Here is a 25,089-nt window from a genome sequence, read left to right on the forward strand (position 1 = left end):
ACTACTGCTCCACTATTAGATAACCCACAAATTTTCCCTGAGCCCCAGGCACGCGCTTATTGATCAGATACTCATATAAAGCATTCCACTTTATTAACTCATAGAGCGTTACACACCCTTCTGACACATGACCAATATGTATATATCGCGTACTGTTGGTTTCCGTACCCTCCAAGGCAATAGGAAACCAGACATCGGTGCAAATTATCTTCCCAGGATAAGCAGCTCTATATCCCGAAGTGTCAACTTCTGCGTGAGAGAAATCAGGGGCCATGATTCGGTGCCTACCTGGGGCTATGGGCGTAAACGCCCTGCCCCAGACGCTGTTAAGCGTAACCCTTGCGCTGATTCCTGAAAACTCAGCCACAGCCCACTGCTGAGTGAATGCAAAATTCTTGATTTCTGACCTGACCCCTGTCTCTAAATTCGCGTATTTCACTCGGATCGTTGCCGCATTTTTTTCTGGCCCAATGTCAGACAGATACAAGGGGACATTGCGGTGACTCAAAGCCACTTCTTTACCAATAAAGCCACTATTGCCATCCTTCACTTGGAAGTGAGCATATTTTTCTGACGCTTTCACCATGACCAATTTGGTGTATTCACACAAATAGATAAAACTCGCCTCATGGGAAAACATAGGTCTAAAGCCCAGCCAGCCCTTGTCATCCGCCCGTCTCACATACTTGGTCGTTACCCCGACACGTTGCCGAGCGCTCACATCCCGGGTAGCGGCATGCACATTATTCGCAAGCACAATCTGACTCATGAACAACGCCTCAAACCGAGTCATCCGGGTCTATTTGGAGCAGCCCGCTGACGTCAGTAAAAAACCGTTGCGTCAATCCATTTTGATCCGTAATGCCCCTATATACCTTGCCGTCCGGCGTCACGACCTTGTACTTGAAATCAGGCACAGGTTCGCCATCGGTATCCAGCAGCTCAAACTGTGCGTTGTGGCGGTGCTGAATGGCCAATGGCGTGATGGAGGTAAACTCAGCAACGGTGACCGTAGTCCCGATAATGACCGTTCCCGACCCGCCAATAACCACATTGCCGTGGCTACCCAACGAATCCGTGGTGGCCACGGGTCGTCCATTGATCAGCACATTGCTGATCAAGTTACCCGTCAGAACCGCTCCACAGGCTGTCTGGTCACCCTCACGAGCAACGGGTAATCCATCGAAAATGACATCGGGCGAGCCACTGACGATGGGATTCACGCCATGCCCGGGAATTGGGCAGGCGGTGAGGTCGGTGGCTCGTGCGGCGGGCTTCCCTGACATGATGATTGCTCCTTGAGAATGGCGTTCAGCGATAACGCCTGAATCATTGCGCTACCTCTTATGCCGCCAGGAGCCAGGTCAAACAAGGCGGAAAAATCTGAAATGCAAGTCAGATCCATAGCAGCGCGACAACCGGCTCCAGGCCACCGAGTTAGCCGAAAACGACCTGTTCATAGGTAAACGGGCCATCACGACAATCTGCCCTTGCCGCCACCCGGACGCCCTACCAGAATCGGTTGACGACCACGCTCCCTGAACAAGGATAAAAGTCATGATGCATGCGGATCTGATTGACCAGGACGACCTGCTGGGACAACTCCGGGCCCTGGGTTTCGAAATGCCCGCTGGCGCCAGCGCCGAGCAGGCCTGCGAATGTGCGGTAAGGGGTTTGAGCGACGCGCGGGCCAAGGCGCTCAAGGGCATGGTGGAGCAGATGCTCACCGGCAATGCGACCATTCTGCCGGCGGTGCGCCAGGCCATCGACCGTCAGTTGCTGCCGGCCCTGGCCGAATACCTGCAGCACAAGCGCGCGTGAATGTCCCCAACGCCTGAGTCGGTTGCTAGAGTCCGCTCTTCCCACACCGACACAGGCCATTTCCTCATGATCCGCATTCAATCCGGCGCCCTCAGCGAACAGTCCGACTGGCTGCAATTGCGCCGGGAGCTATGGCCCGACTGCCCGCCTCAAGAGCACCAAGCGGAAATCCGCCAGATGCTGGCAGAACCTCAGCGCTATGGCTGCTGGCTGGCCTATGGGGCAGACGGGGTGGCGGCAGGACTGGCCGAGGCGGCGTTGCGCCACGACTACGTCAACGGTACCGAAAGCTCGCCGGTGGTCTTTCTCGAAGGGATCTATGTGGCTCCCGAGTCCCGCCGCCAGGGCATCGCCCAGCGGCTGATCGAGCAGGTGGCTGCATGGGGACGACAACAAGGCTGCGTGGAGCTGGCCTCGGATACCAGCCTGGACAATCTGCCCAGCCAGACCCTGCACCACGCGCTGGGTTTCGAGGAAACCGAGCGCGTGGTGTATTTCAAGAAACGCCTGTGACTACAGGCGCACGCTGGCGAAGGTCGATTCGTTGCGCGCCTGGCTCAGGGCCGACAGCGGGCCGGACAGCGGCGCCAGGACCATGGCTTGCGGCAGCGGCATCATCGCCACCTGCTGGGTGGTGTTGGAACCGATGCGCTCGTCACGGGGCGGAATGCCGAAGTACTCGCGGTAGCACTTGGAGAAGTGCGGCGTCGAGACGAAACCACAGACCGAGGCCACTTCGATGATCGACATCGGCGTCTGCTTGAGCAGTTGCCGCGCGCGGATCAGCCGCAGCTTGAGGTAATAGCGCGACGGCGAGCAATGCAGGTACTTCTGGAATAGCCGCTCCAGCTGACGCCGGGACACGGCGACGTACACCGCCAACTCGTCCAGATCGATCGGCTCTTCGAGGTTGGCCTCCATCAGCGCGACGATTTCCTGAAGCTTGGGCTGGTTGGTGCCAAGCATGTGCTTGAGGGGCACGCGCTGGTGATCCTGTTCGTTGCGGATGCGTTCGTAGACGAACATCTCCGAGATCGCCGCCGACAACTCACGGCCATGATCGCGGCTGATCAAGTGCAGCATCATGTCCAGCGGCGCGGTGCCGCCGGAGCTGGTGAAGCGGTTGCGGTCGAGGGTGAACAGGCGGGTGCTCATGGCCACCCGGGGAAAGGCTTCCTGCATCGACGCCAGGCATTCCCAGTGCACGCTGCAATCGAAACCGTCCAGCAGGCCGGCGCAGGCCAGGGCCCAGCTGCCGGTGCACACCGCGCCGAGGCGACGGGACTGGCGCGCCTGGCTTTGCAGCCAGGACACATGTTCACGGGTCACGGTGCGCTGGATGCCGATGCCACCGCAGACGATCACGGTGTCGAGGCTGGGGGCTTTGTGCATGGAGGCGTCGGGGGTGATTTGCAGACCGTCACTGGCCCAGACCTGACCGCCATCGACGCTGAGGGTGGTCCAGCGATACAGCTCGCGGCCGGACAGTTGGTTGGCCATGCGCAGGGGTTCGACTGCGGAGGCCAGGGAAATCAGCGTGAAATTGTCCAGCAGCAGAAAGCCGATGGATTGAGGCGCACGGTTCTGGGGTTGGGCCCCGGAGTTGAACGACGTCATCGCGATATCTCCTCACACAAAGCGGGTGATGGCCTCAGGCGGAGGCTCTTTTTATGTGCCCTGCGACGCTTCGGAGGCGGGCTTGGTATTCACAGAGCAATTGCCATGCCTAAAGTTGAATGGGCATTCAATAACTCCTGAAAACGACGTCGCGACGCGTCTATATAGCCCTTGTCAATGTGCGGATAAGAAGCGCCGAAAGGCGCGGCGCACAGGCGCCGACAAAAGCGGTGAGCAGTTAGGTAGCACTTGGGCCGCCAAGGCGTTGCGCCGAGGCCGGCGAGTGTCACTCAAAGCACAGCGCGCCGACCCACCGACTGGTCCGCCGGCGCACCGGGCAACTTGTCTATTCGCGACGCGCTAAAAGGTGGCGCGCGGTGGCCCGAGTGAGCCATTTGCGCGCGCCGACGTCCCTGGTTCGCATGCGGCTGGCCAGCGAGGGCGGCTCAGCATTCCACCGCGCTCACGGCCAGGCCGCCACGGGACGTCTCCTTGTATTTGTCGTGCATATCGGCGCCGGTATCGCGCATGGTGCGGATCACCCGGTCCAGGGAAATGAAGTGCTGGCCGTCACCGCGCAAGGCCATCTGCGCGGCATTGATCGCCTTCACCGCGGCAATCGCGTTGCGCTCGATGCAGGGCACCTGCACCAGTCCGCCCACCGGGTCGCAGGTCAGGCCCAGGTTGTGCTCCAGGCCGATTTCCGCGGCGTTGCACAACTGCTCGGGGCTGGCCCCGAGAATCTCCGCCAGCCCCGCCGCCGCCATGGCGCAGGCCGAGCCCACCTCGCCCTGGCAGCCGACTTCGGCCCCGGAGATCGAAGCGTTCTTCTTGCACAGGATGCCGATGGCCGCCGCGCCGAGGAAGAAATCCACCACGTTGGCGTCAGTCACGTCCTCGCTGAATTTCATGAAGTAGTGCAGCACCGCCGGAATGATCCCCGCCGCGCCGTTGGTGGGTGCGGTGACCATGCGTCCACCGGCGGCGTTCTCCTCGTTCACCGCCAGGGCGAACAGGTTGACCCACTCCATGGCGCTCAAGGTGGAGCCGATCACATTGGGCTTGTTCAGTTCCTGCAGGCTGCGATGCAGCTTGGCCGCGCGCCTGCGCACATTGAGCCCGCCGGGCAGGATGCCTTCGTGCTTGAGCCCCTGTTCCACGCAATCCTGCATCGCGCGCCACAGCGCCATCAGGCCGCTGCGGATTTCCTCCTCCGAACGCCAGACCTTCTCGTTGGCCAGCATCAGCTCGGCAACCCGCAGGTTGTGCTTCTGGCACAGGTTGAGCAGTTCCACCGCGCTGGAGAAGTCATAAGGCAGCTCGCTGCGATCCAGGTCCGCCACGCCACTGCTGGCCTGGGCCTGGTCGACGACAAAACCGCCGCCCACTGAATAGTAGGTATCGCGGTACAGCTCCGTGCCTTCCGCCTCTGCCACCAGGGTCATGGCGTTGGGGTGAAAGGGCAGGTTCTCGTCCAGGAGGCGCATGTCCCGAGCCCAGAAGAACGGCACCGGCAGGCGCCCGTCCAGCAGCAAGGTGTCGCTGTCGCGCAACTGCTGGATGCGCGGGCCGATCAGCGCAGGGTCGATCGCGTCCGGCCACTCCCCCATCAGCCCCATGATCACCGCGTTGTCGCTGCCATGGCCGATGCCGGTGGCCGACAGCGAGCCGAACAACTGCACCTCGACCCGCCGCACCTGCTCCAGCAGGTGCCTTTCCTTCAATGCCTGGACGAACAGCGCCGCGGCACGCATGGGGCCGACGGTGTGGGAACTGGAGGGGCCGATGCCGATCTTGAACAAGTCGAAAACACTGATAGCCATTACTGCTTAACTCCTCGATGAGCACAGTCCAGGCGTCGAAAACGCCCTCTGACGGAGCTGCTACGCTCAAGCTGCAATCCGCCGAGAAGGGCGCATCATCAGGCTTTTACAGCGACTCGCGGCGTCTGACACCGACCCACTCATGCCCACCAACGCCGCCTGGCGCGAGGCTCGGGTTCTGGGCGTTTTTTGCGGTGCAGATGCAGGAAAAAATGCCCGGAAACACTGTAAGCGACCTCACCGACACTGGATGCGACCCTCCCTGTACTGGATACGACGCACCCCGTAGGCGACAGTTTTTCACTGGTACATGATCAGTCTCGACTCGATTGCAAGGCACGGTGGTAGAGCTGTCCCCGGCACACCAACCGCCACACTTATAAGCGCGGTCCATACGCCGCCAGAAAAACATCCAGGAGTCCCCCCTATGAAAGGTTCCCCGTCGTTGTTGTTGGCCGCCATGCTGAGTCTGCCGCTTCTGGCACACGCCGCAGAACCGGAGCAATGCAGCACCGTAAACTTCTCCGATGTCGGCTGGACCGATATCACCGTGACCACCGCCACCACCAGCGTCGTGCTCAACGCCCTGGGCTACAAGACCAAGACCACGATGATTTCCGTGCCGGTGACCTACAAGTCCCTGGCCGATGGCAAGAACATGGACGTGTTCCTCGGCAACTGGATGCCGACCATGGAAAACGACATCAAGCCCTACCGCGACGCCGGCACCGTGGAAACCGTGCGGGCCAACCTGGAAAACGCCAAGTACACCCTGGCAGTGCCCGAGTCGCTGTATGACAAGGGCCTGAAAGACTTCGCCGACATCGTCAAGTTCAAGAAGGAGCTGGACGGCAAGATCTACGGCATCGAGCCGGGCAACGATGGCAACCGCACCATCCAGACGATGATCGACAAGAACGCCTTCGGCCTCAAGGACGCCGGCTTCAAGGTGGTGGAGTCCAGCGAAGCGGGCATGCTGTCCCAGGTCGAGCGTGCTCAGCGACGCGACACCGCGGTGGTGTTCCTGGGCTGGGAACCGCACCCGATGAACACGCGCTTCAAGATGAAGTACCTGACCGGGGGCGACGAGTACTTCGGCCCCAACTTCGGCCAGGCCACCATCTACACCAACACCCGCAAGGGCTACACCAGCGAGTGCAGCAACGTTGGCCAGTTGCTGAAGAACCTGTCGTTCACCCTGAACATGGAAAGCACCCTGATGGGCAACGTGCTGGACGACAAGATGAAGCCTGACGCGGCCGCCAAGGCCTGGCTGAAGAAAAACCCACAGGTGCTCGATACCTGGCTCGCCGGCGTGACCACCATTGACGGTAAACCTGGCCTGGAAGCCGTGAAAGCCAAGCTTGCCCAGTAATCGCTTACGCCGGGCGGGCTTGCCCGCCCGGGCTGTTTTTTCCTTGCATGCGGACGTTCAATACCATGCTCACTGATCAGAAAATCCCCCTGGGCCAGTACATCGCGGCTTTCGTAGAGTGGTTGACGAAACACGGTGCCAGCACCTTCGACGCGATCGCTACCACCCTGGAAACCATGATCCACGGCGTCACGTTCGCGTTGACCTGGTTCAATCCCCTGGCCCTGATCGGCCTGATCGCCCTGCTGGCGCACCTGATTCAGCGCAAATGGGGCCTGACTGTTTTCGTCGTGCTCTCCTTCCTGCTGATCCTCAACCTGGGGTACTGGCAGGAAACCATGGAAACCCTGGCCCAGGTGCTGTTTGCCACCCTGGTCTGCGTGCTGATCGGCGTGCCCCTGGGCATCGTCGCCGCGCACAAGCCGCTGTTCTACACCATGATGCGTCCGGTCCTGGACCTGATGCAGACCGTTCCCACTTTCGTCTACCTGATCCCGACCCTGACCCTGTTCGGCCTGGGGGTGGTGCCCGGCCTGATTTCCACCGTGGTGTTCGCCATCGCCGCGCCGATTCGCCTGACCTACCTGGGCATTCGCGATGTTCCACAAGAGTTGATGGATGCGGGCAAGGCCTTTGGCTGTTCGCGCCGTCAGTTGTTGTCGCGCATTGAGTTGCCCCACGCCATGCCGAGCATCGCCGCCGGCATCACCCAGTGCATCATGCTGTCGCTGTCGATGGTGGTGATCGCCGCCCTGGTCGGCGCCGACGGCCTGGGCAAACCCGTGGTCAACGCACTCAATACCGCCGACATTGCCCTGGGCTTTGAAGCCGGTCTGGCCATCGTGCTGCTGGCGATCATGCTCGACCGTATCTGCAAACAACCTGAAGCCAAAGTAGGGGGTGACGCATGAGCATAATCCGCTTCGACAACGTAGACGTTATCTTCTCCAAGGACCCTCGGGAGGCGCTCAAGCTGCTGGACCAGGGCATGACCCGCAACGAGATCCTGAAAAAGACCGGGCAGATCGTCGGCGTGGAAAAAGCCAGCCTGGACATCCAGAAAGGCGAGATCTGCGTACTCATGGGCCTTTCCGGCTCCGGCAAGTCCAGCCTGCTGCGCTGCATCAACGGCCTCAACACCGTGAGCCGCGGCAAGCTGTTCGTCGAACACGAAGGCAAGCAGATCGACATTGCCTCCTGCACCCCCGCCGAGCTGAAGATGATGCGCACCAAGCGCATTGCCATGGTGTTCCAGAAGTTCGCCCTGATGCCCTGGCTGACGGTGCGCGAGAACATCAGTTTCGGCCTGGAGATGCAGGGCCGTCCCGAGAAGGAACGGCGCAAGCTGGTGGACGAGAAGCTCGAACTGGTGGGCCTGACCCAATGGCGCAACAAGAAGCCCGACGAACTGTCCGGCGGCATGCAGCAGCGGGTCGGCCTGGCCCGCGCCCTGGCCATGGACGCCGACATCCTGCTGATGGACGAACCCTTCTCGGCCCTCGACCCGCTGATCCGCCAGGGCCTGCAGGACGAACTGCTGGAGCTGCAACGCAAGTTGAGCAAGACCATCGTCTTCGTCAGCCATGACCTGGACGAAGCCCTGAAACTGGGGAGCCGCATCGCCATCATGAAAGACGGGCGGATCATCCAGTACAGCAATCCGGAAGAGATCGTGCTCAATCCTGCGGACGACTATGTGCGCACCTTCGTCGCCCACACCAATCCGCTGAACGTGCTCTGCGGGCGCAGCCTGATGCGCAGCCTGGACAACTGCAAGCGGGTCAACGGCTCGGTGTGCCTGGACCCGGGTGGCGATTCCTGGCTCGACCTGGCGGAAGGCAACACCATCAAGGGCGCGCGGCGCAATGGCTCGCACTTGGACCTGCAGAACTGGGTTCCGGGGCAGTCCGTGGAAGAACTGGGCCGGCGTCCGACCCTGGTGGACTCCAACATCGGCATGCGCGACGCGCTGCAGATCCGCTACCAGACCGGCAACAAACTGGTGCTCCACGACAACCAGAAAGTGGTGGGCATCCTTGGCGACAGCGAGCTCTACCACGCGCTGCTCGGCAAGAACCTGGGTTAAGCAGCAGACACAAAAACGCCGCGAGCAATCGCGGCGTTTTGCTTTAACCACCAACCACCTTCTGTAGGAGCTGGCTTGCCAGCGAACAGGCCCTGAAGCCTTGCAGTGCCCTTGAGGGCGCCTTCGCCGGCAAGCCGGTTCCTACAGCAGGTGGAACCGCTCCGTCGGGAGCGGATCGCTACTTCACTCAGCTATAGACACGGCCGAGGAGCTGCCGATGGCTTTCGAACTGATCGAGCACATCACGGGTGATCTGCTCCTGGGTGAAGCCCATCAAGTCGTATTCCTGGCTGCCGTTGTGCAGGTAGACCTCGGCGCGGTAGAAACGACTACGGACTTCGCTGTCCGCCCCTTCCGGCTGGGCCGATTCGCTCGGCGCCGCCAGGTAGCCGTCCAGGCTCACTTCATAGACGAAGGGATTGCCCTCCTCCATTTCCACCCGCAGGCCCAACAGGTTCTTGGACTTGCCCAGGTTGGTCTGCACCTCATGGCCGAGGTTGCGCAGTTGCGCGGCGGCTTCCTGCAGGGCCGGGCTGATGTGCTTGTCCATGTAGCGCTGGACCACCGACTGGGTCGGTTGCAGGTCCAGCTGGCTCAGGCGCTCGCTGAAACCGCGACGCCCGCGCTCGGCCAGTTGCGCTTGTTCCTGCTCGATCTGCACGTCCTGGCGCATGGCCTTGTGCAAGCCGAACATGAAGCAGATCAGCACCACCGAGAACGGCAGGCCGGCCAGCACCACCATGGTCTGCATGGCTTCGAAGTTGCCGGCAAACAACAGACCGATGGTCACCAGGGTGATCACCACCGACCAGAAGATCCGCAGCCAGTGCGGGGCGTCTTCGTCGACGTTGCCGCCCTTGCAGGACAGGTTGGCCATCATCACCGCGCCGGAGTCGGCAGGGGTCAGGAACAGCACGAAGCCGACGAAGATCGAGACACCGATGACAATCTTCGAGGCCGGGTAGTGTTCAAGCAGCTGGTAGATCGCCATGGACGGTTGTTCCAGGGCCGTCTTGCCCAGCTCTACCGCTCCCTGGTTCACCACCAGGTCCAGGGCCGAGTTACCGAAGATCGACAGCCAGGCCAGGGTGAAGCCCAGGGGAATCAGCAGTACGCCGGCCACCAGTTCACGCACGGTGCGACCGCGGGAGATACGCGCAATGAACATGCCCACGAATGGGGCCCAGGAAATCCACCAGGCCCAGTAGAACAGGGTCCACAGGCCCAGCCAGCGGTCGGACTTGGCGTTGTCGCCTTCGTACACGTAGAGGTCGAAGGTCTTGAGCACCACGCCGTTGAGGTAGTCGCCGATGTTCTGCACGAAGCCGTTGAGCAGGTGCAGGGTCGGACCGAACAGCAGGACGAAGATCAACAGGCCGCTGAACAGCACGATGTTCAGGTTGGACAGGCGGCGAATGCCGTTTTCCACACCGGACACGGCGGCGATGGTGGCCACCGTGCTCATGACGATGATCACGATCAGCAGGTTGGTGTTGCTGTGCTCCATGCCGAACAGGTTTTCCAGGCCGGAAGACACCTGCATCGAGCCGATCCCCAGGTTGGTCACCAGGCCCAGCAGGGTCACGAACATGCCGAAACCGTCCACCGCGTGGCCGGCAGCGCCCTTGACCCAGCGCTCGCCCACCAGCGGGTACAACGCCGAACGCAGCGCCAACGGCTGGTTATGCCGGTAGGCGAAGTACGCCACCGCCAAACCCACCAGCGCATAGATCGCCCAGCCGTGCAGGCCCCAGTGCAGGAAGGTCAGTTGCAGCGCCTGGCGTGCCGCCAGGTTGCTGCCGGGTACGCCTTCGGGCGGGTTGAAGTAGTGGTCCAGGGGCTCGGAAGCACCGAAGTACAACAGCGAGATGCCGATGCCGGAGGAGAACAGCATCCCGGCCCAGGCGCCGTAGCTGAAGTCCGGGGTGTCTTGCTTGGTCCCCAGCTTGAGCTTGCCGTAGGAGGAGAACGCCAGGCCCACCACGAACACCAGGTAGGCGGCGATCACCACCATGTAGTACCAGCCGAAGCTGCGGGACAACCAGGCCTGGGCAATGCCCAGCAATCTGCCGGCCTCTTGCGGGGCGATGATCAGAATGGCGGTCAACAACAGGATCAGCGCGGTGGAGGTGTAGAACACCCAACCGTTGACCCGCACCTTCTCCGGTGGGGTCTTTATAAGAGAGGCAGAACTCATTGCACAGATGCTCCAGGCAGTGCGAGAGAAGGACACAAGGCAACACCGCACCCGACCAATCGGTTAGTTGGCAGCCGATCATCGGGTGATATAAAGACACCCCGAAAAAGCCCGAAACCGCAAAAGCCGCGTTGTGCACCCGCATCCAAGGTCAGTGACGAACCTGCAGCTCGTCGCCTGTTCCCCGGAGCGTCCTGCCCCTTCAACACGTCCTTACTCTTGCCGGTCCACGCCATGCCACGTGTAAGTTTTGGGCTATTTCGGAGGTCGTTTTCCCGCCGTCCGCGAGTAGGAAAACCTCCCCAGGCAGCGACGATTTGTCGCAGATCTTATTCTTTGTTGATTGAACGTTCAATCAAAACAAAATAGACTGGCCCACAAGTCGACCGGCGTCATACGCCCGCCGACAGGCCTAAGGAGAGGTATCAGATGCCCAAGGTCGGTATGCAACCCATACGCCGCCAGCAATTGATCGAAGCCACGCTGCAAGCGGTCGATCAGGTCGGAATGGGGGACGCCAGCATTGCGCTGATCGCCCGTTTGGCCGGTGTTTCAAACGGCATCATCAGTCACTACTTTCGGGACAAGAACGGCCTGATCGCAGCGACGATGGGTTACATCATGAGCATGCTCAACGAAGGCGTCCGAGCACGCCGCCAGGCCCTGACGGACGACAGCCCGCGCGCTCACCTGAAAGTGATCATCGAGGGCAACTTCGATGCCAGCCAGGTGAACGGCCCGGCAATGAAAACCTGGTTGGCCTTCTGGGCCTCCAGCATGCACCAGCCCGATTTGCACAGGTTGCAGCGGATCAACGACCACCGCTTGTATTCCAACCTGTGTTGCCAGTTCCGCCGTGCCCTGCCGCTCTACCATGCGCGCAAGGCAGCTCGCGGCCTGGCGGCTTTGATCGACGGTTTGTGGTTGCGTGGTGCCTTGTCGGGTGATGCATTCGATACCGACCAGGCGATACGGATCGCTTACGAATACATGGATCTACAACTGGCTAAGCAGGAGCGCCAGAGCACAAAAGACACGCTCGGCCCCTGACCCGCCACTGATCAACGTGTCCTGAACTTCGGGATACGCCCGGTGGTCAAGCCCACTACTTAATGCACTTGCGAGGACACTATGGCCCGTTTCGGACTGCAAAAACTCTACATCGACGGCGGCTACACCGATGCCGGCAGCGACGCTACCTTCGATGCCATCAACCCGGCCAACGGTGAAGTTCTCGCACAAGTGCAACGTGCGACCTTTGACGACGTGGAACGCGCCGTGGTCAGCGCCGAAAAAGGCCAGAAGATCTGGGCCGCCATGACCGCCATGGAGCGTTCGCGCATCCTGCGTCGTGCCGTGGAAATCCTCCGCGAGCGCAACGACGAACTGGCCGCTCTGGAAACCCTGGACACCGGTAAAGCCTTCTCCGAAACCAAGTACGTGGACATCGTCACCGGCGCCGACGTGCTGGAATACTACGCAGGCCTAGTACCGGCCATCGAAGGCGAGCAGATCCCGCTGCGCACCACATCCTTCGTCTACACCCGTCGCGAGCCGCTGGGCGTGGTCGCCGGCATCGGCGCCTGGAACTACCCGATCCAGATCGCCCTGTGGAAATCCGCGCCAGCCCTGGCCGCCGGCAACGCAATGATCTTCAAGCCCAGCGAAGTCACCTCGCTGACCACCCTGAAACTGGCCGAGATCTACACCGAAGCCGGCGTACCGGCGGGCGTGTTCAACGTCCTGACCGGCAGCGGCCGTGAAGTCGGCACCTGGCTGACCGAGCACCCGCGCATCGAGAAAGTCTCCTTCACCGGCGGCACCGACACCGGCAAGAAGGTCATGGCCAGCGCTTCCAGCTCGTCGCTCAAAGACGTGACCATGGAACTGGGCGGCAAGTCGCCGCTGATCATCTTCGACGACGCCGACCTGGATCGCGCCGCCGACACCGCCATGATGGCCAACTTCTACAGCTCCGGTCAGGTCTGCACCAACGGCACTCGCGTGTTCGTACCGAGCCACCTGAAAGCCGCTTTCGAAGCCAAGATCGCCGAGCGTGTTGCGCGCATCCGCATCGGCAACCCGGAAGACGAAAACACCAACTTCGGTCCGTTGGTCAGCTTCCAGCACATGGAAAGCGTGCTGGGCTACATCGCCAAGGGCAAGGAAGAAGGTGCCCGCGTACTGTGCGGCGGCGAGCGCCTGACCGACGGCGAATTCGCCAAGGGTGCCTTCGTGGCACCAACCGTGTTCACCGACTGCACCGACGACATGACCATCGTCCGTGAAGAAATCTTCGGCCCGGTGATGGCGATCCTGACCTACGAAACCGAGGAAGAAGTGATCCGCCGTGCCAACGACACCGACTTCGGCCTGGCCGCCGGTATCGTCACCAAGGATCTGAACCGCGCCCACCGCGTGATTCATCAGCTCGAAGCCGGTATCTGCTGGATCAACGCCTGGGGCGAATCCGACGCCAAGATGCCGGTTGGCGGCTACAAGCAGTCGGGTGTTGGCCGTGAGAACGGCATCAGCTCGCTGAACAACTTCACCCGCATCAAGTCGGTACAGGTCGAGCTGGGCGACTACGCCTCGGTGTTCTAAGCAGCCGCTAGCAGCCAGCTACAAGCGGCAAGCCAGGGCAACAGCCTGGCTTGCCGCCTGCTCCTCATTCAATGCCAAGCCCGCTTCGCTGCCTTTAACTTGCAGCTTGAAGCTTGAGGCTTGCAGCTCTCCACGGAGGCTCCAATGGCCCAAGAATTCGATTACATCATCATCGGTGCCGGCTCGGCCGGTAACACCCTGGCGACCCGTCTGACTGAAGACGAGGGCGTCACCGTCCTGCTGCTGGAAGCCGGCGGCCCGGACTACCGTTTCGACTTCCGGACCCAGATGCCGGCGGCCCTGGCCTTCCCTCTGCAAGGCCGGCGCTACAACTGGGCCTACGAGACCGACCCGGAGCCACACATGGACGGTCGGCGCATGGAGTGCGGTCGCGGCAAGGGCCTGGGCGGCTCGTCGCTGATCAACGGCATGTGCTACATCCGCGGCAACGCCATGGACTATGACGGTTGGGCCAAACTGCCAGGCCTGGAAGACTGGACCTACCTGGACTGCCTGCCGTACTTCCGCAAGGCGGAAACCCGTGACATCGGCCCCAACGACTACCACGGTGGCGAAGGCCCGGTCAGCGTGACCACGCCCAAGGCCGGCAACAACCCGCTGTTCCACGCCATGGTCGAAGCCGGCGTGCAGGCCGGGTACCCGCGTACCGAAGACCTGAACGGCTACCAGCAGGAAGGCTTCGGCCCGATGGACCGTACCGTGACCCCCAAAGGCCGTCGCTCCAGCACTGCCCGTGGCTACCTGGACATCGCCAAGAAGCGTTCGACCCTGACCATCGTCACCCACGCCCTGACCGACAAGATCCTCTTCGAGGGCAAGCGCGCCGTGGGCGTGAGCTACCTGCAAGGCAGCACCGAAGAGCGCGTGGAAGCCCGCGCCCGCAAGGAAGTGATCGTCAGCTCCGGCGCCATCGCCTCGCCGCAACTGCTGCAACGCTCCGGCGTCGGCCCGCGGGCCCTGCTGGAAAGCCTGGACATCCCGGTGGTTCACGACCTGCCGGGCGTCGGCGAGAACCTGCAGGACCACCTGGAGCTGTACCTGCAGTACGCCTGCACCCAGCCCGTTTCGCTGTACCCATCGCTGCTGTGGTGGAACCAGCCGGCCATCGGTGCCGAGTGGCTATTCAACGGCACCGGTATCGGCGCCAGCAACCAGTTCGAAGCCGGCGGTTTCATCCGCACCCGTCCGGAGTTCGCCTGGCCGAACATCCAGTACCACTTCCTGCCGGTGGCGATTAACTACAACGGCAGCAACGGCGTGAAAGAGCACGGTTTCCAGGCGCACATGGGCTCCATGCGCTCGCCGAGCCGTGGTCGCGTGCAGCTCAAGTCCAAGGACCCGCGCCAGCACCCGAGCATCCTCTTCAACTACATGGCCACCGAGCAGGACTGGCAGGAATTCCGCGACGGCATCCGCCTGACCCGGGAAATCATGCAGCAGCCGGCCCTGGATGCCTTCCGCGGTCGCGAGATCAGCCCGGGTATCGAAGTGCAAACCGATGAGCAGCTGGACAAGTTCATCCGCGAGCACGCCGAGACCGCGTTCCACCCGTCCTGCTCGTGCAAGATGGGCACCGACGACATGGCGGTAGTCGACGGCCAGGGTCGCGTGCACGGCATGCAGGGCCTGCGCGTGGTGGATGCCTCGATCATGCCGATCATCACCACCGGCAACCTCAACGCGCCGACCATCATGATGGCCGAGAAAATCGCCGACAAGATCCGTGGCCGTCAGCCGCTGCCCCGCAGCAAGGCCGACTACTACGTAGCCGGCGACGCTCCGGTACGTGGCAAGCCGCTGCGCGACGTCACTGCGACCGCCCAGTAAGCGACACGGGCGCCGACCGCAAGGGTCGGCGCCCTGCTTCACTTCCCCGCCTCCCCCCAGAACTACATCCTTGATCGCAGCCTCCGGCAGCGGCTACAGTTCTGCAACTTGCACATCCCCTTCGCCCCTGAGCCCATCAGCCTCTACACCTGTAGAAGCCAGCTTGCTGGCGAAACGCGCCAGCCCGCTCGCGCGCCTCACAAGGAGGTCCCCCATGTTCGACTTTCACCCCCAGCTCAAGCAGCGCTTCGCTGCCTTGCGCACGGGCGCAGAATTCTTTTCCCTGCGCTATGTGCGCGAGTCGAACCAGTACCTGTCGGTACGCAAGAACATCGCCGAACCACCGAGCCTGGGCCGTGACGAAGGGGCGATGCTGACCGTGCGGGTACGTGGCGTGGAAGCCTACGCCGCCACCAACGACCTGTCGCAACGTGGCCTGCAGGCAGCCCTCGAGCGGGCCGAGCAACAGGCCCGGGTGATTGCCGCCCACGCCCTGCTGGACCTGCGCGAGCAGCCGGTGTCCAGCCACCGCGGGGACTACCTTTCGCCGAACCTGGAGCAAGCATTTCCGTCCCTCAGCGACTGCTACCAGTTGCTGGGCGACGAGTCGGCCTCGGTGCCCAAGGATGAACGCCTGGTGAACTGGCAAGTGGGCATCGGCGTGACCCAGGTCGAGCAGATCTACCTCAACAGCGCCGGCGCCGAGCTGCGCCAGGCCCAGCGCTTCGTCTACCCGGGCCTGGACGTGACCGCCTACGACGGCAGCGACAGCCAGACCCGCAGCCTGGGCCGGGAAAACTTCGGCCAGCAGGGCGCCGGCGATGTGATCAGCCGCTGCGGCCTGCTGGGGGCCGCGCCCCGAGTGGCCGACCAGGCCCTGCAACTGCTACTGGCGCCGAACACCCCGCAAGGCCAGCGCGACCTGCTGCTGATGCCGGATCAGATGATGCTGCAGATCCACGAATCCATCGGTCACCCCCTGGAGCTGGACCGCATTCTGGGCGACGAACGCAACTACGCCGGCACCAGCTTCGTCAAACAGGAAGACTTCGGCCGCCTGCAATACGGCTCCTCCCTGCTCAACGTGACCTTCGACCCACAGATCCCCGAGGAACTGGCCAGCTACAGCCATGACGACGACGGCAGCGCCGCCAGCAAACAGTTCCTGATCCGCGAAGGCCTGCTGGTGCGGCCGCTGGGCAGCGCCCTGTCGCAATACCGCAGCGGCCTCGACGGGGTTGCCAACAGCCGCGCCAGCAGCTGGAACCGCGCCCCCATCGACCGCATGGCCAACCTCAACGTCGAGCCCGGCGACCAGCCCCTGGACCGCCTGATCGGCCAGATCGAGCACGGCATCCTGATGTCCACCAACCGTTCCTGGTCCATCGACGATGCGCGCAACAAGTTCCAGTTCGGCTGCGAATGGGGCCAGCTGATCGAGAACGGCGAGCTCAAGGGCGTGGTCAAGAACCCCAACTACCGGGGCATTTCCGCGCAGTTCTGGCGCAACCTCTGCGCGGTGGGCGATCGCAGCACCTTCCAGGTCCTGGGCACGCCCAACTGCGGCAAGGGCGAACCCAACCAGGTGATCCGCGTGGGCCATGCTTCGCCGGCCTGCGTGTTCAGCAAGATTGACGTATTTGGAGGAGATGCCTGATGACCAGGACGATGAATCAGGCCGAGCAGTTCAAGGACCTGGTGCAATGGCTGCGGGAAGCGATCAGGGCGCCAGAGCAGTTCACCCTCAGCTACTCGGCCGAAGCCTCGGAGTTCATCCGCTTCAACCACGCCAAGGTGCGCCAGGCGGGGCAGGTGCAACAGGCCAGCCTGCGTTTCAAGCTGATCGAGGAGGGCCGTCACGCCGATCTGGACATCACCCTGAGCAATGACCCCGAGGTGGATCGCCAGCGCCTGGCCGAAGGCTTGCAACAGCTGCGGGACACCTTGGCGCTGCTGCCGGTGGACCCCTACCTGATGCTCAACCACAGCCAGTGGCAATCCCATCACGTACAGGAACACCCGCTGCCCGGCAGCGAGCAGGTGGTGGCGCAGATCGGCCGCGCGGCGGCGGGCCTGGATCTGGTGGGCATCTACGCCGCCGGCCCCATCAGTCGCGGCTTCGCCAGCTCCGCCGGGGCTTTCGGCTGGCACCAGGCCAATAGCTTCAATTTCGACTTCAGCCTGTTCCACGCCAACGGCGAAGCGGTGAAGGCCAGCTATGCCGGACACGCCTGGGACAGCGACGCCTTTGCCCAGCGCTTCGATCAGGCCCGCCAGCAATTGGAATTTCTCGGCCGCCCGCTGCGCACCCTGGCGCCCGGGCAATACCGGGCCTACCTGGCACCGGCGGCCCTGGAGGAAATCATGGGCATGCTGGCCTGGGGCGGTTTCTCGGCCCAATCGATTGCCAGCAAGCACAGCCCCTTGCAGAAACTCTATGCCGGCGACGCCGCCCTGAGCCCGCTGATAGCCCTCGACGAACAGGTCAGCGGCTCCCTGAGCCCGGCGTTTTCCGACGAAGGCTATCCGCGCAGTGACCTGTCGCTGATCGCCCGGGGCGCGGCCAATGACCGCTTGATCAACTCCCGCAGCGCCGCCGAATACGGCCTGAGCAGCAACGGCGCCGGCAGCGGCGAATACCCCAGCGCGCTGAACATGGCGGCGGGCCAGCTCGCCCAGCAGGAGATCCTCAAGCAGCTGGGCACCGGCCTGTACATCAGCAACCTGTGGTACCTGAACTACTCGGACCTGCCGGCGGCGCGCCTGACCGGCATGACCCGCTTCGCCACCTTCTGGGTGGAAAACGGCGAGATCCAGGCCCCGGTCAGCACCATGCGTTTCGACGACAGCGTCTACAGCCTGCTGGGTTCACAGCTGGAAGCGCTGACCGAACAGCGGGAGCTGCTGCTTTCGGCCAGTACCTACGGCCAGCGCCAGACCGCCTCGATGCACCTGCCCGGAGCACTGATCAGCCGCCTGACCCTGACCTTGTGAAATCAGCTTCAAGCTGCAAGCCACAAGCTTGCGGCTTGAAGCTGGCCACTTAACGCTGCCCTGACTGAGGTCCCATGCCCGAACGCTCGCCGCTCGACGCCACCACCGCCCGCTGGCTGCCCTGGGTGGTGGCCATCGCCTTCTTCATGCAGTCCCTGGACGGCACCATCCTCAACACCGCACTGCCGGCCATGGCCCAGGACCTGGCGGAAGACCCGCTGCGCATGCAGGGGGTGATCATCGCCTACATGCTCACCGTGGCCCTGCTGATCCCGGCCTCGGGCTGGATCGCCGACCGCTTCGGCACCAAGAAGATCTTCTTCGGCGCCATTTTGCTGTTCAGCGTCGGTTCGCTGCTGTGCGCCCTGTCCAACACCCTGAGCCAACTGATCGGCGCCCGGGTGATCCAGGGCCTGGGCGGGGCACTGATGCTGCCGGTGGGCCGGCTGGTGGTGCTGCGGGCCTACCCGCGCTCGGAGCTGGTACGGATCATGGGCTTCATTACCATTCCGGGGCTGTTGGGGCCGTTGATCGGCCCGACCATGGGCGGCTGGATGGTGCAGTACCTGACCTGGCACTGGATCTTCCTGATCAACCTGCCGGTGGGGGCCGTGGGCTGCTACGCGGTATGGCGCTTCATTCCCGACCTGCGGGGCAGCGAACGCACGCGCTTCGACGGCCTGGGCTTTGTGCTGTTCGGCGCGGCGATGGTGCTGATCACCATCGCCATGGAAGGCCTGGGTGAACTGCACCTGCCGCACTTGCGGGTGATGTTGCTGTTGTTTGGCGGCCTGGCCTGCCTGGCGGCCTACTGGCTGCGGGCCGGGCATGTCGATAACCCGCTGTTCGCCCCGTCGCTGTTCAAGGTCCGGACCTTTGCCGTGGGCATCCTCGGCAACCTGTTCGCCCGCCTCGGCAGCGGAGCCCTGCCGTTCCTGGTGCCCCTGCTGCTGCAAGTGGCCCTGGGCTACTCGCCATCCCAGGCCGGGATGAGCATGCTACCCCTGGCGGCCGCGGCCATGGTGGCCAAGTCCATTGCCCGCCCCCTGATCGAGCGCCTGGGCTACCGCATCGTGCTGACCGGCAACACCCTGGCCCTGGGCCTGATGCTGGCGAGCATGGGGCTGGTCAGCGAACAAACGCCCTACCCGCTGCTGCTGGCCATGCTGGCGGTACTGGGAGCGATCAACTCGCTGCAGTTCACGGCCATGAACACCGTGACCCTGATCGACCTCGACGATGCCGCCGCCAGCAGCGGCAACAGCCTGCTGTCGGTGGTGGCGCAACTGTCCCTGAGCCTAGGGGTGGCCTGTGCCGGTGCGCTGCTGGGTGGCTTCACCGCACAAGTGGGCAATGACGGCGTGGACACCGTGCTCGGTGCCTTCCAACTGACGTTCCTCACCGTAGGCATCATGGCGATGCTGGCCGCGGCAATCTTCCTCCAGCTGTCGCCCACCGACGGCCGTCGCGCACGCAAGGTCGAGGAACAGCACATCGAGCATTGAGCCGCCCCCTCCCTCCGTAGGAGCCGGCTTGCCGGCGAAGAGGCCCTTGAGCCTTGCGTCCGCCTTCGCTGGCCAGCCAGCTCCTACCCAGAACCGCCCCTGCGCGGTTGCTCGTCCAGAATTTGCAGGTTGTGGGAGCGGGACTGATACACTGCGCGACATTTTGTTTTGCAGGCCAGTCCCGTGACCACCATTGCCACCGCTTTTAATACTTTGCCCCTGTCTCCCGCCATGCTGGCTAACCTCGACTCCCTCGGTTATGCCCAGATGACGCCGATCCAGGCGCAAAGCTTGCCGGTGATTCTCAAGGGCATGGACCTGATCGCCCAGGCCAAGACCGGCAGCGGCAAGACCGCAGCCTTCGGCATCGGCCTGCTGAACCCGATCAACCCGCGCTACTTCGGCTGCCAGGCCCTGGTGATCTGTCCGACCCGCGAGCTGGCCGACCAGGTGGCCAAGGAAATCCGTCGCCTGGCCCGCGCCGAAGACAACATCAAGGTCCTGACCCTGTGCGGCGGCGTGTCCTTCGGCCCGCAGATCGCCTCCCTGGAACACGGCGCGCACATCATCGTCGGCACCCCGGGGCGTATCCAGCAACACCTGCGCAAGGGTTCACTGGTGCTCGACGGCCTGAACACGCTGATCCTCGACGAAGCCGACCGCATGCTCGACATGGGGTTCTACGACGCCATCGAAGACATCATCGAGCAGACCCCGTCGCGCCGGCAGACCCTGCTGTTCTCCGCCACGTACCCGGTGGGCATCAAGCAGCTGGCGTCGAAGTTCATGCGTGATCCGCAGACGGTGAAAGCCGAAGCGTTCCACGACGACACGCAGATCGAACAGCGTTTCTACGAGATTTCCCCGGAAGAACGCATGAGCGCAGTGACCAAAGTCCTGCACCACTTCCGTCCCGCTTCCTGCGTCGCCTTCTGCTTCACCAAGCAGCAGGTGCAGGAAACCGTCGATCACCTGACCTCCAAAGGCATTTCCGCCGTCGGCCTGCATGGTGATCTGGAACAGCGTGACCGCGATCAGGTACTGGCGATGTTCGCCAACCGCAGTACGTCGGTACTGGTCGCCACCGACGTGGCCGCCCGCGGCCTGGACATCGATGCGCTGGACATGGTGATCAACGTCGAGCTGGCCCGCGATTCGGAAATCCACATTCACCGCGTCGGCCGTACCGGTCGCGCTGGCGAAAAAGGCATCGCGGTCAGCCTCGTCGCACCGTCCGAAGCCCATCGCGCGCAAGCCATCGAGCAGTTGCAGAAAACCCCGCTGAACTGGGATCAGATCGACAACCTCAAGTCCCAGGGCGGCGCCCCGCTGCAGCCACCGATGAGCACCCTGTGCATCGCCGGCGGGCGCAAGGACAAAGTGCGTCCGGGCGATATTCTCGGTGCACTGACTGGCGACGCCGGGATCCCGGGCGCCCAGGTCGGCAAGATTGCGATCTTCGACTTCCAGTCGTATGTGGCGGTTGATCGCAGCGTGGTCATGCAGGCCCTGCAGCGCTTGAACAACGGCAAGATCAAGGGCCGTTCGCTGCGCGTGCGCGTCCTCTAACCCCACCGTCCCTGTAGGAGCGAGCTTGCTCGCGATAGCGTCCGAACAGCCGACATCGAGGTTGAACCCGGCACCGTTATCGCGAGCAAGCTCGCTCCTAAACAAATTTGTGCGAGGACTCCGTTTTGCGTTCTACCGAAGTCGTGATCATCGGCGCTGGCGCCGCCGGCCTGATGTGCGCCCTGACCGCGGCCGGCCGGGGCCGCCAGGTGCTGTTGCTGGACCACGCCAACAAGGCCGGCAAGAAGATCCTGATGTCCGGCGGTGGCCGCTGCAATTTCACCAACATGTACACCGAGCCCGCCAACTTCCTTTCGCAGAACCCGCATTTCTGCAAATCGGCCCTGGCCCGCTACACCCAGTGGGACTTCATCGGCCTGGTGGCCAAGCACGGCGTGCCCTACCACGAGAAGAAACTCGGCCAGCTGTTCTGCGATAACAAGTCCAGCGACATCCTCGGCATGCTGCTCGACGAATGCGATCAGGTCGGCGTCGAGCTGCGCCTGGACACCTCGATCCAGCAGATCGAAAAGCTTGAGTCCGGCTACCTGCTGCAGACCACCCTGGGCGCGGTGCAGTGCCAGTCCCTGGTGATCGCCACCGGCGGCCTGTCGATCCCGACCCTGGGCGCTACCGGTTTTGGCTATCAGGTCGCCAAGCAGTTCGGCCATGAACTGCTGCCGACCCGTGCCGGCCTGGTGCCGTTCACCATCACCGACCAGCTCAAGGAACTGTGCAGCGAGTTGTCGGGCACCTCGGTGGACTGTCTGGTGAGCTGCAACGAGCAGAGCTTTCGCGAGAACATCCTGTTCACTCATCGGGGCCTCAGCGGCCCGGCGATCCTGCAGATTTCCTCTTACTGGCAACCCGGCGACAGTGTCGAGATCAACCTGCTGCCAGACCACGACGCCCTGGGCTGGCTGCAACAGCAGCAGGCCGAGCGCCCCAACAGCGAACTGAAGACCCTGCTGGGGGAGATCTTCACCAAGAAGATGGCCGGCCTGCTGGCCGAGCACTGGTTCGTCTCCAAGCCGATGAAGCAGTACACCCCGGCGGAGCTGGCGGACGTGGCGCAGAAACTCGGCAGCTGGCAGCTGGTGCCGGCGGGCACCGAAGGCTACCGCACCGCCGAAGTGACCCTGGGCGGGGTCGATACCCGCGAGGTGTCGTCCAAGACCATGGAGTCGCTGAAGAGCCCGGGGCTGTATTTCATCGGTGAAGTGCTGGACGTCACCGGCCACCTGGGCGGCTTCAACTTCCAGTGGGCCTGGGCCTCGGGCTACGCGGCGGCGCAGTACGTCTGAGCCGCTGTGTGTCCCTGTAGGCGCCCGACCGGCAACGGCAACAGAATTTGCCGGCGGATGTGACGACGGCATTGCGCCGTCGTCAATACTGGCTCAATTTAGCTGCATCGCCCCGGAAGGCCTGTCCCACTCCATGTCATCGACCTCTTTTCGTCAGTCTCTGCGCCGCCTCTGGGCGCTGGATAAATTCAGCTACAGCGTGCGGGTATTCATCGCCCTGACCGGCAGCATGGCGCTGTGCTGGTATCAGGATGAAATGGGCCTGCTGATCCCGCTGTTTCTCGGCATCATCGCCAGCGCCCTGGCGGAAACCGACGACAGCTGGCAAGGCCGGCTCAATGCCCTGGCCGTGACCCTGGTGTGCTTCAGCATTGCCGCGCTGTCGGTGGAACTGCTGTTCCCCTACCCCTGGATCTTCGCCATCGCCCTGGCCCTGGCCAGCTTCGGCCTGACCATGCTCGGGGCACTGGGGGAACGTTATGGCGCCATTGCCTCGGCGACCCTGATTCTCTCGGTCTACACCATGATCGGCGTGGACCAGCGCGGCGGCGCGGTGATCGACTTCTGGCACGAGCCGGTGCTGCTGGTGGCCGGCGCCGCCTGGTACGGCCTGCTCTCGGTGCTGTGGCAGGCACTGTTTTCCAACCAGCCGGTGCAGCAGAGCCTGGCCCGGCTGTTTCGCGAGCTGGGCTTCTACCTCAAGCTCAAGTCGTCGCTGTTCGAGCCGATCCGCCAACTGGATGTGGAGGCCCGGCGCCTGGAACTGGCCCAGCAAAACGGCAAGGTGGTGGCGGCCCTCAACGCGGCCAAGGAGATCATCCTGCACCGGGTCGGCAATGGTCGGCCGGGATCGAAGGTCAGTCGCTACCTGAAGCTGTATTTCCTCGCCCAGGACATCCACGAGCGCGCCAGCTCGTCCCACTACCCGTACAACGCCCTGGCCGACGCCTTCTTCCACAGCGACGTGCTGTTCCGCTGCCAGCGCCTGCTGCGCCAGCAGGGCAAGGCCTGCCGCGCCCTGGCCGAATCCATCCAGTTGCGCCAGCCCTTCGTCTACGACGCCAGCTTCGCCGAGGCCCTGAGCGACCTGCACGCCTCCCTGGAACACTTGCGCATCCAGAGCAACCCGGCCTGGCGCGGGCTGTTGCGTTCGCTGCGGGCCCTGGCGGCGAACCTCGGCACCCTCGACCGCCTGCTCAGCGACGCCAGCAACCCCGACGCCCTGGCCGACGCCACCGACAGCAGCCTGCTGGATCGCTCGCCACGCAATCTCAAGGATGTCTGGACCCGCCTGCGCACCCAGCTGACGCCGACTTCGCTGCTGTTCCGCCATGCCCTGCGCCTGCCCCTGGCGTTGAGCATCGGCTATGGCATGGTGCACCTGATCCACCCGTCCCAGGGCTACTGGATCATCCTCACCACGCTGTTCGTCTGCCAGCCCAACTACGGCGCCACCCGGCGCAAGCTGGGCCAGCGGATCGTCGGCACGGCCATCGGCCTGACGCTGGCCTGGGCGCTGTTCGACCTGTTCCCCAGTCCCCTGGTGCAGTCGTTGTTCGCCATCGCCGCCGGGGTGGTGTTCTTCACCAACCGCACCACCCGCTACACCCTGGCCACGGCCGCCATCACCCTGATGGTGCTGTTCTGCTTCAACCAGGTGGGCGACGGTTACGGGCTGTTCCTGCCGCGGCTGTTCGATACCCTGCTGGGCAGCCTGATCGCCGGGCTGGCGGTGTTCCTGTTCCTGCCGGACTGGCAGGGCCGGCGCCTGAACAAGGTGCTGGCCAACACCCTGACCTGCAACAGCATCTACCTGCGCCAGATCATGCAGCAGTACGCCGCCGGCAAGAGCGACGACCTGGCCTACCGCCTGGCCCGGCGCAACGCCCACAACGCCGATGCGGCGCTGTCCACCACCCTGGCCAACATGCTCATGGAACCGGGGCATTTCCGTAAGGAGGCCGACGTGGGCTTCCGCTTCCTGGTGCTGTCCCACACCCTGCTCAGCTACCTGTCGGGCCTGGGCGCACACCGGGAGACCCAACTTCCGGGCGAAGTGCGCGAGCATCTGATCAATGGCGCGGGCGTCAGTCTGGCGGCGAGCATCGATGAAATCGCCCAGGGCCTGGCCAACAAGACCCCGATCGCCATCCAGAGCGATGCCGAGGAAGCGCTGGCCAATGAGCTGGAGCAGATGCCGGATGAGATCGACGAAGGCCAGCGCCTGGTGCAGACCCAGCTGGCATTGATCTGTCGCCAGTTGGGCCCGTTGCGGACCCTGGCGGCGCACCTGATCAAGGCAGCTTAAGAGCAGCGGCAAGCTTCAAGCCACAAGCGGCAAGCACT

Annotated in this window: 19 protein-coding genes; 14 read left to right on the top strand and 5 right to left on the bottom strand. The window is 63.2% G+C overall.

Annotated features, from left to right (window positions below):
• Window position 1 precedes the first annotated feature (1 nt).
• Both POS17_RS28155 and POS17_RS28160 read right to left on the bottom strand, forming a co-directional pair.
• The gene (locus POS17_RS28155) at window positions 2-769 is read right to left on the bottom strand and encodes a hypothetical protein (RefSeq protein WP_148654992.1); all 768 of its coding nucleotides are present in this window, start codon (window positions 767-769) and stop codon (window positions 2-4) included.
• 10 nt (window positions 770-779) lie between these two features.
• Window positions 780-1,319, bottom strand: a complete 540-nt coding sequence (locus POS17_RS28160) for a PAAR domain-containing protein (protein ID WP_269451973.1) — start codon at window positions 1,317-1,319, stop codon at window positions 780-782.
• Between the two features lie 238 nt (window positions 1,320-1,557).
• Here POS17_RS28160 and POS17_RS28165 point away from each other — a divergent pair, with 238 nt between their 5' ends.
• Entirely contained in the window at window positions 1,558-1,821 is a 264-nt protein-coding gene (locus tag POS17_RS28165) for a hypothetical protein (RefSeq protein ID WP_016962894.1), read from the top strand.
• A gap of 66 nt (window positions 1,822-1,887) precedes the next feature.
• Complete coding sequence (aac(6'), locus tag POS17_RS28170) at window positions 1,888-2,334, top strand: aminoglycoside 6'-N-acetyltransferase (protein ID WP_060841468.1); 447 nt, start codon at window positions 1,888-1,890, stop codon at window positions 2,332-2,334.
• Here aac(6') and POS17_RS28175 read toward each other — a convergent pair whose 3' ends face one another.
• Complete coding sequence (locus tag POS17_RS28175; RefSeq protein ID WP_060841469.1) at window positions 2,335-3,438, bottom strand: GlxA family transcriptional regulator; 1,104 nt, start codon at window positions 3,436-3,438, stop codon at window positions 2,335-2,337.
• 446 nt (window positions 3,439-3,884) lie between these two features.
• Window positions 3,885-5,261 carry an L-serine ammonia-lyase gene (locus POS17_RS28180; RefSeq protein ID WP_060841470.1) on the bottom strand — a complete coding sequence of 459 codons (1,377 nt, stop codon included), beginning with the start codon at window positions 5,259-5,261 and terminating at the stop codon, window positions 3,885-3,887.
• Between the two features lie 427 nt (window positions 5,262-5,688).
• Between POS17_RS28180 and POS17_RS28185 the strand changes: the two genes are divergently transcribed.
• The 3 genes from POS17_RS28185 to choV all read left to right on the top strand — a co-directional run bounded on the left by POS17_RS28185 (window position 5,689) and on the right by choV (window position 8,722).
• A complete protein-coding gene (locus POS17_RS28185) occupies window positions 5,689-6,636 on the top strand; it encodes a choline ABC transporter substrate-binding protein (protein WP_060841471.1) in 948 nt (315 codons plus the stop codon).
• Between the two features lie 65 nt (window positions 6,637-6,701).
• On the top strand, window positions 6,702-7,547 hold the full coding sequence (gene choW, locus POS17_RS28190; RefSeq protein WP_060841472.1) for a choline ABC transporter permease subunit: 846 nt from the start codon (window positions 6,702-6,704) through the stop codon (window positions 7,545-7,547).
• Window positions 7,544-8,722, top strand: coding sequence for a choline ABC transporter ATP-binding protein (gene choV / locus POS17_RS28195; protein WP_060841473.1), 1,179 nt, complete (start codon window positions 7,544-7,546; stop codon window positions 8,720-8,722). Before choW ends, choV begins: the two co-directional genes overlap by 4 nt.
• Window positions 8,723-8,909: 187 nt before the next feature.
• Here the strand turns inward: choV and POS17_RS28200 are convergent, their stop codons facing one another.
• Window positions 8,910-10,862, bottom strand: a complete 1,953-nt coding sequence (locus POS17_RS28200; protein WP_231979064.1) for a BCCT family transporter — start codon at window positions 10,860-10,862, stop codon at window positions 8,910-8,912.
• Window positions 10,863-11,348: 486 nt separating this feature from the next.
• Between POS17_RS28200 and betI the strand changes: the two genes are divergently transcribed.
• From betI to yccS, 9 genes are all read left to right on the top strand, one after another.
• The gene (gene betI, locus POS17_RS28205) at window positions 11,349-11,969 is read left to right on the top strand and encodes a transcriptional regulator BetI (RefSeq protein WP_060841475.1); all 621 of its coding nucleotides are present in this window, start codon (window positions 11,349-11,351) and stop codon (window positions 11,967-11,969) included.
• 81 nt (window positions 11,970-12,050) lie between these two features.
• Window positions 12,051-13,523 (top strand): betaine-aldehyde dehydrogenase, encoded by a 1,473-nt coding sequence (betB, locus tag POS17_RS28210; RefSeq protein WP_060841476.1) that lies wholly within the window; start codon window positions 12,051-12,053, stop codon window positions 13,521-13,523.
• Between the two features lie 144 nt (window positions 13,524-13,667).
• Entirely contained in the window at window positions 13,668-15,371 is a 1,704-nt protein-coding gene (betA, locus tag POS17_RS28215) for a choline dehydrogenase (RefSeq protein ID WP_060841477.1), read from the top strand.
• A 214-nt stretch (window positions 15,372-15,585) separates the two neighbouring features.
• The gene (locus POS17_RS28220; protein WP_060841478.1) at window positions 15,586-17,028 is read left to right on the top strand and encodes a TldD/PmbA family protein; all 1,443 of its coding nucleotides are present in this window, start codon (window positions 15,586-15,588) and stop codon (window positions 17,026-17,028) included.
• Complete coding sequence (locus POS17_RS28225; protein WP_060841479.1) at window positions 17,028-18,365, top strand: TldD/PmbA family protein; 1,338 nt, start codon at window positions 17,028-17,030, stop codon at window positions 18,363-18,365. Before POS17_RS28220 ends, POS17_RS28225 begins: the two co-directional genes overlap by 1 nt.
• Before the next feature lie 74 nt (window positions 18,366-18,439).
• Window positions 18,440-19,870 carry a multidrug transporter subunit MdtD gene (gene mdtD / locus POS17_RS28230; protein ID WP_060841480.1) on the top strand — a complete coding sequence of 477 codons (1,431 nt, stop codon included), beginning with the start codon at window positions 18,440-18,442 and terminating at the stop codon, window positions 19,868-19,870.
• A 231-nt stretch (window positions 19,871-20,101) separates the two neighbouring features.
• Window positions 20,102-21,439, top strand: a complete 1,338-nt coding sequence (gene dbpA / locus POS17_RS28235; RefSeq protein WP_231979065.1) for an ATP-dependent RNA helicase DbpA — start codon at window positions 20,102-20,104, stop codon at window positions 21,437-21,439.
• A 125-nt stretch (window positions 21,440-21,564) separates the two neighbouring features.
• On the top strand, window positions 21,565-22,743 hold the full coding sequence (locus POS17_RS28240) for an NAD(P)/FAD-dependent oxidoreductase (protein WP_060841481.1): 1,179 nt from the start codon (window positions 21,565-21,567) through the stop codon (window positions 22,741-22,743).
• A gap of 133 nt (window positions 22,744-22,876) precedes the next feature.
• Window positions 22,877-25,051, top strand: coding sequence for a YccS family putative transporter (gene yccS, locus POS17_RS28245; protein WP_060841482.1), 2,175 nt, complete (start codon window positions 22,877-22,879; stop codon window positions 25,049-25,051).
• The last annotated feature ends 38 nt before the right edge of the window (window positions 25,052-25,089 follow it).

The organism is Pseudomonas sp. Os17 (genome assembly GCF_001547895.1).
GTDB lineage: Bacteria > Pseudomonadota > Gammaproteobacteria > Pseudomonadales > Pseudomonadaceae > Aquipseudomonas.

What these genes read in the sequence shown, in the direction of transcription:
- mdtD (WP_060841480.1), top strand. Translation starts at nt 18,440, where the DNA reads ATGCCCGAACGCTCGCCGCTCGACGCCACCACCGCCCGCTGGCTGCCC.
- POS17_RS28225 (WP_060841479.1), top strand. Translation starts at nt 17,028, where the DNA reads ATGACCAGGACGATGAATCAGGCCGAGCAGTTCAAGGACCTGGTGCAA.
- betA (WP_060841477.1), top strand. Translation starts at nt 13,668, where the DNA reads ATGGCCCAAGAATTCGATTACATCATCATCGGTGCCGGCTCGGCCGGT.
- POS17_RS28155 (WP_148654992.1), bottom strand. Translation starts at nt 769, where the DNA reads ATGAGTCAGATTGTGCTTGCGAATAATGTGCATGCCGCTACCCGGGAT.
- choV (WP_060841473.1), top strand. Translation starts at nt 7,544, where the DNA reads ATGAGCATAATCCGCTTCGACAACGTAGACGTTATCTTCTCCAAGGAC.
- POS17_RS28180 (WP_060841470.1), bottom strand. Translation starts at nt 5,261, where the DNA reads ATGGCTATCAGTGTTTTCGACTTGTTCAAGATCGGCATCGGCCCCTCC.
- dbpA (WP_231979065.1), top strand. Translation starts at nt 20,102, where the DNA reads ATGCTGGCTAACCTCGACTCCCTCGGTTATGCCCAGATGACGCCGATC.
- betB (WP_060841476.1), top strand. Translation starts at nt 12,051, where the DNA reads ATGGCCCGTTTCGGACTGCAAAAACTCTACATCGACGGCGGCTACACC.
- choW (WP_060841472.1), top strand. Translation starts at nt 6,702, where the DNA reads ATGCTCACTGATCAGAAAATCCCCCTGGGCCAGTACATCGCGGCTTTC.
- POS17_RS28165 (WP_016962894.1), top strand. Translation starts at nt 1,558, where the DNA reads ATGATGCATGCGGATCTGATTGACCAGGACGACCTGCTGGGACAACTC.
- yccS (WP_060841482.1), top strand. Translation starts at nt 22,877, where the DNA reads ATGTCATCGACCTCTTTTCGTCAGTCTCTGCGCCGCCTCTGGGCGCTG.
- POS17_RS28185 (WP_060841471.1), top strand. Translation starts at nt 5,689, where the DNA reads ATGAAAGGTTCCCCGTCGTTGTTGTTGGCCGCCATGCTGAGTCTGCCG.
- POS17_RS28175 (WP_060841469.1), bottom strand. Translation starts at nt 3,438, where the DNA reads ATGACGTCGTTCAACTCCGGGGCCCAACCCCAGAACCGTGCGCCTCAA.
- betI (WP_060841475.1), top strand. Translation starts at nt 11,349, where the DNA reads ATGCCCAAGGTCGGTATGCAACCCATACGCCGCCAGCAATTGATCGAA.
- POS17_RS28220 (WP_060841478.1), top strand. Translation starts at nt 15,586, where the DNA reads ATGTTCGACTTTCACCCCCAGCTCAAGCAGCGCTTCGCTGCCTTGCGC.